This is a genomic window from Catenulispora sp. GAS73, from assembly GCF_041262085.1.
In the GTDB taxonomy this organism is placed as follows: Bacteria; Actinomycetota; Actinomycetes; order Streptomycetales; family Catenulisporaceae; genus Catenulispora.
Genome location: NZ_JBGCCM010000034.1, coordinates 15052 through 26814, shown reverse-complemented (window position 1 = coordinate 26814; position 11763 = coordinate 15052). Strand labels below are relative to the sequence as shown.

Annotated in this window: 9 protein-coding genes; 1 reads left to right on the top strand and 8 read right to left on the bottom strand. The window is 69.9% G+C overall.

The window, feature by feature from the left end; genetic code table 11:
• Positions 1 to 39: 39 nt before the first annotated feature.
• A complete protein-coding gene (locus tag ABH935_RS38555; protein ID WP_370382927.1) occupies positions 40 to 702 on the bottom strand; it encodes a rhomboid-like protein in 663 nt (220 codons plus the stop codon).
• An 81-nt stretch (positions 703 to 783) separates the two neighbouring features.
• Between ABH935_RS38555 and ABH935_RS38550 the strand changes: the two genes are divergently transcribed.
• On the top strand, positions 784 to 1827 hold the full coding sequence (locus ABH935_RS38550; RefSeq protein WP_370382926.1) for an NUDIX hydrolase: 1044 nt from the start codon (positions 784 to 786) through the stop codon (positions 1825 to 1827).
• A 125-nt stretch (positions 1828 to 1952) separates the two neighbouring features.
• On the opposite strand, the gene ABH935_RS38545 is transcribed toward ABH935_RS38550, so the two are convergent.
• The 7 genes from ABH935_RS38545 to ABH935_RS38515 all read right to left on the bottom strand — a co-directional run bounded on the left by ABH935_RS38545 (position 1953) and on the right by ABH935_RS38515 (position 11726).
• Entirely contained in the window at positions 1953 to 2984 is a 1032-nt protein-coding gene (locus ABH935_RS38545) for a mannonate dehydratase (protein ID WP_370382925.1), read from the bottom strand.
• 5 nt (positions 2985 to 2989) lie between these two features.
• Positions 2990 to 3799: an SDR family NAD(P)-dependent oxidoreductase gene (locus ABH935_RS38540; protein ID WP_370382924.1), complete on the bottom strand. Its 810-nt coding sequence runs from the start codon at positions 3797 to 3799 to the stop codon at positions 2990 to 2992.
• Positions 3800 to 3868: 69 nt separating this feature from the next.
• Positions 3869 to 4675 carry an NAD-dependent epimerase/dehydratase family protein gene (locus tag ABH935_RS38535; protein WP_370382923.1) on the bottom strand — a complete coding sequence of 269 codons (807 nt, stop codon included), beginning with the start codon at positions 4673 to 4675 and terminating at the stop codon, positions 3869 to 3871.
• The gene (locus ABH935_RS38530) at positions 4672 to 8451 is read right to left on the bottom strand and encodes a fibronectin type III domain-containing protein (protein WP_370382922.1); all 3780 of its coding nucleotides are present in this window, start codon (positions 8449 to 8451) and stop codon (positions 4672 to 4674) included. The genes ABH935_RS38535 and ABH935_RS38530 overlap by 4 nt, the downstream gene beginning before the upstream one ends.
• Positions 8448 to 9410: a carbohydrate ABC transporter permease gene (locus ABH935_RS38525; protein WP_370382921.1), complete on the bottom strand. Its 963-nt coding sequence runs from the start codon at positions 9408 to 9410 to the stop codon at positions 8448 to 8450. Before ABH935_RS38525 ends, ABH935_RS38530 begins: the two co-directional genes overlap by 4 nt.
• Entirely contained in the window at positions 9407 to 10306 is a 900-nt protein-coding gene (locus ABH935_RS38520; RefSeq protein ID WP_370382920.1) for a carbohydrate ABC transporter permease, read from the bottom strand. The genes ABH935_RS38525 and ABH935_RS38520 overlap by 4 nt, the downstream gene beginning before the upstream one ends.
• A gap of 64 nt (positions 10307 to 10370) precedes the next feature.
• Positions 10371 to 11726, bottom strand: coding sequence for an ABC transporter substrate-binding protein (locus tag ABH935_RS38515; protein ID WP_370382919.1), 1356 nt, complete (start codon positions 11724 to 11726; stop codon positions 10371 to 10373).
• Between the last annotated feature and the right edge of the window lie 37 nt (positions 11727 to 11763).

Below are 11763 nucleotides of genomic sequence, written 5' to 3'. Positions count from 1 at the left end.
GTCCATGCTCCGCCACGGCACTGACAGGGGCGAGCCGGGTCATCCAGGTGGTGTGGCACGTCGCAGCAGGAAGTACCCCGCCCCCAGTCCGAAAGCCGCCGCCGTCTCGTGCCCGATCGTCGCGAAGTTCGGCAGCAGTCCGAACCACTGCGCGCTGACGAACGGGTACGCGAACACCCCCGCCGCCCACAGCACCCGCACCGCCTTCGGCACCAGCGGTGTCACCGCCGCCGCGATCGCCAGCACGCCGTAGCTGATCCCGTAGTCGTAGCCGTCCCACCACTTCGCCGGGTAGCGGCCGGAGTGGATCGCGGCGGCGGCGACGCTCGTGGCCACGGCGGTGGCGATGGTGTTGGCCAGGAGGAAGACGGCGGCGGTGCGGCGCGCGCCGAGGCGGCGTTCGAGTGCGGCCATGCAGACGCCGACGCCGCCTGCGATGATCAGAAGGTGGGAGAGTAGGCCGCTGTCGGTGGCCGCGAACAAGGGGCTGGCCAGCAGGACCGTCAGTGGGGCGTGTGCCATGTTGTGCGGGTTGGTGCTGATCGTGATCTTCAGGTGGTCCGCGGCCGGGCCGGTGAGGATCTTCGTCAGGAGCAGCAGGCCGGCGAGGATGACCAGCAGATACGCGAAGGTCATGGGGTTGCGGCGCGGGTAGGCATGTGCCGCCCGGACCAGCGCTCGGACCGCGCTGTCGATCGCCATGCACCGAGCTTGGCAGAAACGCCCCGGCCGATGCCGGATCACCGGTGACAATGGGGGTTCCGAGCCGAGGATGGAGGACCGATGGACGCCGAGGAACATCCCGAGGAACAGCCGCACATCACCTGGCACGAAGCGCCGGTCCCGCCGGGCATGCCGGTCGCGCAGGCCTATGTCTGGGCGCTGGACCCCGACGACGGCCGCGTCCTGATCCAGGACCGCGGCCCGCAGCACCCGCGCCGCTACACGCTGCCCGGCGGCCGCCCCGAGCCGGAGGACGGCGGCGACCCGCTGAAGACCGCGGCCCGCGAGGCGATGGAGGAGTCCCAGATCCGCATCGACACCGAGCGGGCCGTCTATCTGGGCCACCAGGTCGTCACCTGGTTCGCCAAGCGCCCCGAACCCTATGCCCAGCTGCGCTACGCCGCGCCGATCATCGCCTACGAACCCATCGGCCCCGACCCTGACAACGGACGCACCAACCGCCGCTTCATGACCGGTCTGGCCCGCGCCCCCGAGCTCCTGCACTGGCACGAGACCGGCGCGGCCCAGGCCAAGGCGGCGTTGCGGGCCGGAGAAGTGCTCGGTCTCCCGGTCGACGACCCCTCGCCGGAGGGATACCGCGATGGCGAGAAGGGCCGCTACCTCGTCTGCCACGACTACGGCATGGGCGGCCTGTGGTGGTGGGTCACGGCCCGCAGCGCCAAGGAGATCAAGGAACGGGTCGCGGACGTCGTCGTGGTGACGGCGAGCGAGACCATCAACCGGGTCGCGGACTGGAAGCTGATGGAGATCGACATCGACGCTCCCGGCGAGAACCCGTTGACCGGCTTCAAGGCCACCCGGGACGAGCAGCGCGGTAAGCCGGGCTTCGGCGCGCTCGTCGGCCGCGGCACGGTCTACGTCCGCCAGCCCTGGGAGGAGGACGTCTATCTCCTGGAACTTCGGGAGGACGGCTACCGCACCCGCCAGGTCGTCGAGCACGCCGACGGCTCCCGCGAGAGGATCGGGGAGTGGCCCGTCAACCCGCCCTACGACCTCTACGACCCGGTCCTGGGCCTGGCCGAGGTGGACCGCGCCGTCTTCGAAGCCGCGTGGGACACGGCGGATCCGGAAACAGAAAACTGACAAACGTGTTCGAACCACAGGTGGCCCTGGTATAGATACAGCGGCGACCGGACGCCGTCCAGCCCGAGGGCGACGTCCGGGAACCACATATCTGGAACCACTTGCCGGGAACCGTGATGCGGGCCCTAACCCCCGATGCCCAACGCATCGACGATCCCTGAGATATACCCCAACTCGTGCGCGCGCCCGCGGCTGCAATAGGCGTCCGACGACGTGTCGCCCCACGTCGCCACGTCCCCGACCATCGCCGGGACGTGGTCGTCGATGACGAACCCGTCGAACCCGGCCCTGTGCAGCCGCCGCAGGATGCTCGGCGGATGGAAGTTCCCCTCGCCGAGGAAGCACTCCGCGAACGCCGGCACCGTTCCGCGCACGTCCCGGAAGTGCACATAGGCGATGTGCCCGCTCGGCGCCAGCAGGTCGATGACCTCCGTGACGTTCGCCGCCCCGGCCATCGCCGACACCGACCCGGTGCACAGCGTCAGCCCCCACGCGTTGCTCCCGCGCGCCCGGTCCCGTGCCTCGGCCAGCGCCGCCGGGGACGTGAAGATCCGCGCCGCACCGCCCAACGGCTCGGCGACCGGCGGGTCATCAGGGTGCAGACTCAGTCGGACACCGACCTCCTCGGCGACGGGCAGCACCGCGTCGAGGAAGTACTGGTAGTTGGCCCACATGTCGTCGACACTCAGCGGCGGGTCGATCGGCTCCTCCGGTGTCAGCTTGTACGCCGCCAGCGCGTTCCCGGACGCCGCGTCGGCCAGATCGAACGACGTCACGTGCGTCCCGCCGCGTCCCGGCGCGTCCATCGACGTCCGCCACACATACGTCGGCATCCAGTGGTGCCCCAGGATCGGGATGCCGGCGGCGGCCATGTTCCGAACGGTCCGCAGGTAGTTCTCGATCTGCTCGTCCCGGCCGGGCGCCCCGCGCTGGATCAGCGCGAAGTGCGCGGCCGGCACGTTCTCCAGCCCTTCCAGCCGCAGCCCGTCGCCCTCGATGCGCTCTCGCAGAGCCCTGAGTTCCGGTTCGGACCAGAACCCTTCAGCGCCCACCAGATTTCTCGGCGTGTGGAGCTGCACGCTCCGCAATCCCAGCTGGTGCGCGAACACCGCCGTCCGCTCGTCGTACTCGTCGACGTGCCCCACCGCCACCCGCATCGGTGCTACTCCCCGTCGTCCGGCAGCGCGACCGCCAGCGAGGCCAGCAGCCCGCCGTCCACGCGGATGTCGGCGCCGGTCACGAACCCGGCACGGCGCCCGGCCAGGAACGCCACCACCTCGGCGACCTCCAGCGGCTGCGCGATCCGGCCCAGCGGATGCGCGCGGCCCCACTGGGCCAGCAGCGCATCGACGCCCGCCGGGGTCCCGTCGCTGAACAGCCGCGCCGAGTGCCGCAGCATCGGGGTGTCGACCGAGCCCGGGCACACCGCGTTCACCCGGACCCCGTAAGGCGCCTCGTCGATCGCCATCGACCGCACCAGCGCCCCCAGCGCGCCCTTGCCCGCCGTGTACGCCGCGACGTTCGCCTGCGTCGCCACCGCCTGCACCGATGACACCACCACGATCGCCCCCTCCCCGGAGCGCCGCAGGTACGGCAGCGCGGCGCGGGCCGCCAGGAACACCCCCTTGACGTTGACCGCGAACACCTCGTCCCAGGTCTTCTCCTCGGTGTCGGCCACGGTCCCGTACCGCTGGATGCCCGCGGAGGTGACCAGCACGTCCAGCCGGCCGAAGGCGGCGACCGTCGCCTCGACCGCGGCGGCGAGCGCCGAGGCGTCGCAGACGTCTGCGATCACCGGGATGGCCTGCCCGCCGGCCGCGGCGATCGCCTCGACGGTCTCGGCCGCGTCCCCCTCCCGCAGCCCGTTGACCGCCACCGCGGCCCCGGCGGCGGCGAGCAGTTCGGCCGTGGCCCGGCCGATCCCGCTCGCCCCGCCGGTGACCAGGGCGACCCGCCCCGCGTGCTCTTTCACAGTCGTTCGTCCTTTCCAGGTCCCCCCGGACCCGCGCCGGGGGGAGTCAGAAGCCGCCGGGTGACCCGATCACCCCAGCGGCATGGCGCAGAAACCGCCGCCGGCCCGGTGCAGCGCCGGGGCCGACCAGTCGAAGGCCTCGACGCCGGGGATGCCGGCCGCGAAGCGTTCGGCGTCGTCCTCGGGGTGGTAGCCGATGGCCGCGCCCTCGGCCAGGGAGAACCAGCCCCGGGTGTTCGCCGAGATGCCCCACAACACGCGGAAGGCAGCCGGGGACGGCGCTGCCAGGCACGCCTCGACCAGGCGCGCGCCGTCCCCGTGCGAGATCCACACCGCGAGGTCGATGACCGAGCGGGGCTCGGGGCGGTAGGCGCCGAGTCGCAGACAGCTGACATCGATCCCGAAGCGGGAGTGGTACAGGCTGCCCAGCGCCTCCACCGCCGCCTTGCTGGCGCCGTAGTACGTGTCCGGGCGCGGGGTGACGCCGGCCGGCAGCAGCCCGTCCGGCCCGACGTCGTCGCGCGTCCAGAACCCGGCGGCGTGGATGCTCGACGCCAGCACGGCCCGCGGTACCCCCTGCTGTACCACGGCTTCCAATACGGTCCGGGTGCCCTCGACGTTCACCTCGGCCAGCTCGTCCCAAGTCCCCTCGCCGGGCTTGCCGCCGAGGTGCACCACGGCGTCCACGCCTGCGCAGGCCTCGGCGAGCGCGTCCGGGTCGGTGATGGAGGCCTTCACGATCTCCGCCTCGTCGTCGCCGGGCGGCACCGGGTTGACGTCCAGCAGCCGCAGCACGCGTCCGGGCCGCGCCAGCAGTGGACGCAGTGCACTGCCGATGCGCCCGGCCGCACCGGTGATCAGGATCCGTTCGGTCATGACAACGCCTCCCCATAGGAATCGGGGACGATCGGGTTCGGCGTGTAGGGAAGCTGGTTGTACGTGTGCTGACGCCGGAAGCCCCCAACCGGCGGCTCCCAGAAACGCCAACTGCCAGCATCGGTGTCGATCGGCGTGGACTCCGGACCGATGCCGTTGCCGTTCTCCGCGGCTACGGCGTATTCATAGACGCGGTCGGAGGCCGGTTCGGTGTCCCGGAACTCGAACGCCAGCCCTGAGAACACCTCCCGGTAGCCGAGATCGCCCTTCAACCGACGGTACAAGCGGTATCGCGACGCACCAAGGACTTCGCCCCAGGTAATGTCCACGTGGTCGCCGCTGGGCCGTAGGCGAAGACCGTCGGGGGCAGGCGGTCTGTCGGCGTTGACGTAGAGCGGGTAGTCCGGTCCGGGTTCGCCGATCTGGTCGGCGTTGGTGGCGATGACGCGGACGTGGTATTTCGTGTCGTTTTCGAGGCCGCGCAAGGTGCAGGGGCTTTGCCGGGCCGAACCGGCGGTCTCCCAGCGCGTGCCGCCGTCCTTGGACAGCTGGATCACGTAGGACTCGGCCGCCTCGACGTGCTCGAACTCGACGATGGCGCTCTGGCTGCTGTTCGCGGTGCGTAGCACGCGGGGAGCGAGTGGTCGCGGCAGTCCATTCGTGAATTCCACCAGGTGCCGTCCGGCGGGTAGCGAGACCAGCAGTTCGGTGTCGGTCACCCGGGTCATCATCGGTGCGACGCCGTCCACGAACAGCGAACCGGTGCCGAGGCCGGAGGCGATGCACAGTCTCGCGGTGGTCTCGCGGTGGGTGAAGAAAACCCCTGAGATGCTCGTGCCGTCCGCGTACTCCAGGCTGATGCCCAGGTTTGGGTCGTCGGTCGTGAGCAGCACGTCCCCGGCGCCGATCGCGCTGCCGTGGAACAGCGCCAGCCGGGTGTGGCCGTCGTCGCCGACCCGGATGGCGCCGACGGCACCGGCGAAGCGAAGTCCGTCGGCGGCGTGGTCGATGTCTCCGCCGCGGAACACGTGGTCCACGCCGTGCGGCCCGCGGATCCTGGCGCCCCACGGCCGGGCGTCGGCGCCCACGTCGCCGCGGTGGCTGACCACCGCCAGCACGTCGGTGTCCGAGCCCTCCCAGCGCCGGATCTGCGAGGTGGAGGTCCGGATCTCGTCCACGAAGGGGATGCCGCTGAGCATGTGCACGGCCGGCATCCGGTCCGGCAGCTCGGCGAAGCTGTTCGCGTCGTGGCCGGTCGCGGCGGCCAGCGTGGACCAGGTCCACACCACGCGCTGCTTCGGGGCGAAGGCGTCGTGCACCGCGATGTAGTCCGAGCCCATCAGCAGGACACTGCGACTCTTGTACTCCTCGGCGACCGGGCCCTCGGGGTGCGGCACGATCTCCGCGTACTGGGCCCAGCCCAGGTCGTAGAAGGGGCGCGAGAGCACGTTCTGGCCGATCGCACGGAACGCGCCGTCCTTCCAGACCGCGCACGAGGTGGTGAACGTCCCGTCCGGTACGCGACGGTCGCCGGCGTCCTCGGGGCCGTGGCCGCTCCAGGCGCGGCCGTCGGCGTAGTAGTAGATGTGGCCCGAGCCGTTGTCGTCGGCGATGCCCCAGCGGTAGTTCGGGCCGTGGTCGACCTGTTGGAGGAAGACCGCGACTTCGGAGTCCTCGCAGACGTCGGCGCGCAGCGTGATGCCGTAGCCGGTGTATTTGGAGCTGCGAAGCCGTGGATTCGTCCCGGAATTCCCGGCTGTCTCCACCAACGGGCGCCACGGATCGGGCATCCCGGGCCGGACGTCCAGGCCCTTCGCGTTCTCGTCGCTGCCCCAGATCAGGTGCTCGGCGAGCAAGGGTTCATAGTTGCGCAACGCCTCGGCGAGGCGGCGCAGCTCGATGGGGGAGCGCCGGGGCCAGAAGGCGTGCGCGCCCTGCGCCGGATGCATGCGCAGCGGTCCTTCGGGCGTGGTGATCGGGGTGGTGAGTGCGTCGACCAGCCAGCGGCCGATCGCGGCGTACTCCGGCGTGGTGAGCCGGTTGCGGCCGTCGGCGCGGCGGGCCAGGGCGTTGCCGAGGGTCATCGGGCGCAGGAAGGCCCAGGTGTAGGTGGCGATGCTCTCGGTCCACCGGCCGCCGGCCGCCTGGTAGGCGTTCAGTGCCGGCCGGGTGAAGGTTTGCCCCAGCAGCTCGGCCACCTTCTCGAACCGGTCCTTCCACGCCGGGGCGTCCGGGTGGTCGGGGAAGGCCCAGGCCAGGGCGCCGAGCGCGGCGACGCCGTCGGCGTGGAAGTTGGGGTGGCCGCCGAACATGCGCAGCAACGGCGTCATCTCCTCGTTGGCCGAGACGTACGCGCAGAGCAACAGCAGGGCCTCGACACGGCGCCGGTCCTCGGGGCTCAGCGACTCGCGATGCCGGACGTAGCCGTCGAGGAAGCGGTCGTAGAGCGGGCGTTGCAGGATATTGAGATAGCCGCCGACCTCGTTGACGCCGCGCGCGATCAGGCGCGGGCCCTCGTCACCCTCGAAGAACGCCTTCAGGAAGTCGTCGGCGGTGGCGAACTCGCCCTCGGTCGTGACCGGCGCGGGCCGGGAGCCGACGTACTCCAGCTGCCAGTCCTTGACCCGGTCCAGGCTGAGCGTGCCCTGCCAGTGGTGGAGCTCGCGGGCATACGAGGTCTGATAGGGCCGGTCGATGCTGGCGTGGTCGTGGAACGCGATGCCGGTGACGCGGGTCCCGGGGCGCAGCGGCCAGGTCCAGTGCAGGACGCCATCGGTGTGCCGGAAGCGGAGTTGGAGCCGGTCCGAGGAGGCCCACAGCGCGTAGAGGTGGTCGTCCCACTGCGCGTGGTCGCGGATAAAGACGCCGCATGCGTCGCCGGAGCGCTCGTCCCAGAAGGCGGCGTGGGGACGGATGTCCCAGGCGAAGCTCGGCGCGTAGGGCCCGACGGTGAACATCATGTCCACGCTCGGGTCCTCGGTGCCGCCGGGACCGGAGAAGTTCGGGTCCTCGCCGCCGCCTCCGAGCACGATGGGGTCATCGATGCCGCGCCAGGTACGGCCCTGCTCGTGCGGCCAGACGGAGGAGAAGCGGTGGGTGGGGGACAGGCCGGTCCAGGCCAGATCCCAGGTGGCGTCGAGGCCGTCGGACATGGTCTCGGAGAGCTCGACGAAGTCGCACCCGGCCAGCGCGCGGACGACGGCGGTGTAGTGGGCGCCGCCGGAGAAGGAGTACACAACTTCGCAGTCCACGAACAAGGGACCGGATTCCAGCACGCGGCTCTGGATGCGCTCGACCTCCCCGCCGATCGTGGAGCTGCCGACCCAGCCGGAGCCACGGTCGAAGTGGGTGATGGGACCGGGTGTGCTGCCATCGGCCGGCAGCTTGGCCGGGAGGCACACGCGCAGAGGTCCGCTGTCGAGGATGATCTCTTCCTCGGACTCCGCGATCGAAACTGAAACCGGCGGCTCGGCCAAGGCCAAGCGCTCGTCCGCCGACAGGGTAAAGCGGTGGCTCTGGCCGGGTTCCAGTTCCGCGAAGTAGCAGACCGTCGCCGAGGCTAGGAAGGTGCCCGACTTCGTGCTCTGCGATAGCTGGAACGGCACCGCCATGCCGGTCTCGTCGACCAGCCGCAGTTCTTCAGCCCGCACCGACGGCGTCTCCCACCGCACCGGATACCGCACCAGTGTCCGCGGCCAGGCGAACTCCGGGTGGTCGATCAGGTCGCGCAGGACGAACTCCACCTGCTCGTCCCGCGCGCCCCAAACCCTGCTCATTCGTCCCCCTGCTCGGCGGCGGCTTTGGCCACGCCCTGCGTTCCGAACGCCGCGCCGCCGGCGACGCCCTCGACCAGGAAGCGCTGCAGCAGGATGAACAGCAGCAGGATCGGCGCGGCCACGATGAACGTCCCGGCGGCGATCAGCGGCCAGTCCTGTGTGTTCTCACCGAAGAACGAGTACAGGCCGCGCGTCACCGGCCACAGCGTCTTGTCGGAGAGCATCACCAGCGGCAGGATCAGGTTGTTCCAGGCGCCGACGAAGCCGAAGATCGCGAAGGTGGCCAGGGCCGGCTTCATCTGCGGGATGATGATCCTGAAGATGAAGCGGATGTAGCCGCAGCCGTCGAGCGCCGCCGCCTCGTCGATCTCGCGCGGGATGCCCTTGATGTAGCCGACGAAGAAGAAGAACCCGGCCCCCGACAGGCTGACCATCAGCAGATAGCCGGGCATCGAGTTGTACAGGTGCAGCGCACGGGCCTCGATGAACAGCGGGATCAGGCCGCCGGGCAGGAACCCGGAGAAGATGAAGAAGCTGTACAGCACGTTGGAGTGCCGGAACCAGCCGCGCGAGATCGGGAACGCCAGGAACACGCCGAGCGTCAGCGTGATCGTGACCGGGATGACCGCGTAGATCAGGCTGTTGATCATCTCGCGCCCGAAGTCGCCGGCGCTCCAGGCGCCGCCGAAGTTCTGCTTGGTCCACGGATGCGGGCTGCCGGTCGGGTCCTGCAGGAAGCCGGTGAACGTCTTGAACGACTGCAGGAACAGGTAGACCAGCGGCGCGGCGAACACGAACGCCGCGATCACGAAGCACAGCAGCTGCCGGCCGCTGGCCCGGGCCAGGCGCGAGGCGCGGGAGGGGACGTCCAGGGCGCGCTTGGCGCCGGAGGCTCCGGATGATCCGGGCGTCTGCGGACCCTGATCCGCAGCCGCCGTCATCGTCGTCGTGCCGCTCACAGCTGGATCTCCCTGCGCCGCAGCCCGAACAGCAGCCCGCCGCCGATCACCAGCGTCAGCCCGAACTGCAGGATCGCGAGCATCGAGCCGTACCCCAGCTGGCTGTTGCCGCCGAACGCCGAGTCGTACATGTAGAGCCCCAGGGTCTTGGTGCCGAAGTTGCCGCCGGTCAGGACAAGGATCAGCGCGTACTCGCCAAGCGTGCCCATCGCGGTGAGGAAGACGTTGACGGTGGTCGCCGGGGCCAGCAGGGGCCAGGTGACGTGCCGGAACACCCGCCACTTGCCGGCGCCGTCCAGGGCTGCGGCCTCGTAGACCGGCTTCGGGATGTTCCGCAGGCCGGCGATGTAGATCAGCATCGAGTAGCCGGAGAACATCCAGATGTTCACCAGCATCACCAGCGGCAGCGCCAGGCTGTTGTCGCCGAGGAAGGCCGAGGTGCTGTGGAAGACGCCGTGCCAGAGGTTCTCGGCCGGCCCCATGACCGGGTCCAGGATCAGCGCGAAGATGGTGCCCACGACCGCGACCGAGAAGATCTGCGGCATGAAGATCAGCGCACGGTAGAAGGTGTACGAGCGGCCCGGCCGGTTCAGCAGCATCGCCAGGCCCAGGCCGACAGCGGTCTGCAGGATCGTCACGCCGGCCACGTAGATCAGCGTCGTCTTGATCGCCGGCCAGACTTCGCCGGACAGTGCGGTGAAAGCGGTGGTGTAGTTGCAGAACCCGCAGTAGTTCAGCGGCGTGCCCGGCAGGCCCGAGTATCGCGTGAACGAGTACCCGATGGTGGCCACCGACGGGTAGAGCCCGAACAGCAGCCACCCGATCCCCGGGATCGCGATGCTGGCCCAGGGGATGAACCGTCTGGTGCGTGAGGTTCCGAAGGGACAGCGCGACACGCCGCCTCCTCTCAACGGTGCTGGTGTGGTCCCGCCGACCTCGGCGGGACCACAGGGAGGGTCCTTACTTGCCGATGGACTTCGTGTAGGCCGACGCGGAGCGGTTCAGGATCGTGTCCAGGCTGTCCGAGCCGATCGGGGACAACTTGTAGTAGTCCGGTCCGGCGGCGTCGTTCGACGCGCCCTGCGGGATCCACGGCGTGGTCAGCTGCACGAACGAGTCGGACGTGTGCTGGTTCAGCCAGTCCATCCACGACGTGCCGGTGTTGCTGACCGCGGGCTCGGTCGACATCGAGCCGGTGGCCTTGAGCCAGCTCTGGTAGTTGGCCGGGTCGGAGAACATCGCCAGCCACTGCATCGCCAGGTCCTTGTGCGGGGCCGAGGTCGGCACCACCCAGGTCAGGTCGGGCTTGACCGGAACCCGGTTGTCCGCGGCGTTGTCCGTTCCCGGCAGCACGAACAGGCCCGCGTTCAGCTTCGGGTTCGCCTTCAGGATGGTCGCGGAGTCCCACGAGCCGTCCAGCAGGAACGGGTAGTCGTCGGTCTTGACCGCCCAGATGCCCGGCGCGGTCTGCTGGTCCACGCCCGAGGCCGCCGGCTCGATGTACTGCATCACCTGCTGGTACTTGGCGCCGATGTCCTTGTAGGTCTGGGCGTTCCAGTTCTGCGTGCCCTGCCAGAACGCGTTCGCGCGGTCGGAGGAGACCTGGACGGAGTCCGTCGGCTGCTTGCCGGCCATCAGGGTCTGGTTCTCAATACCCTGCCAGATGCCGCCCTGCATCCCGACCTTGCCGGCCAGAAAGATCGGGGTCTTGCCGGCCGCCTTGAGCTGCGCGCAGTCGGCCAGGAACTCCGAGAACGTGGTCGGGACCGTCATGTTGTACTTGGCGATCAGGTCCTTCTTGTACCAGATCGACCCGGCCCCGGCGTACTCCGCGGCCATCACGCCGTACACGCCGCCGTTGTAGCCGACCGCCGCCTGCTGCGCCGTCAGGTCGTAGTTCTTCATGAACGGCTGGTCCTTCAGGTCGACCAGCTGGCCGGCCTCGATCAAGGCCGCCGGACCGCCGGGCTTGATGTTGGTGAAGCTCGGCGGGAACGCCTTCTGCGTCGGGGCGAACTGCGCCAGCACGTCCACCGACTTCGACTGCAACAGGCTGGTGGACAGCTGTCCCCAGGCCCCGTTCGCGGTCGAGGTGTTCTGGAAGTTGACGGTGACGCCCGGATGCGCTTTCTCGAACTGCGCGTTGAGGGCCTTGGTGAAGTCGACGGCGCCGGGGTTGGTCCACTCGGCGACGGTGAGGGTCTCCTTGGGGCCGGACGAGCCCGACCCGGAGGACTTGCTGGACGAACACGCGGCCGCGGTCGTCGCGGCCACGACGGTCACGACGGCGATCGCGACCGGTCTGCGGATGCTCATGACGGCTATCTCCGTTTCCTGATTCCTGGACGGGGAC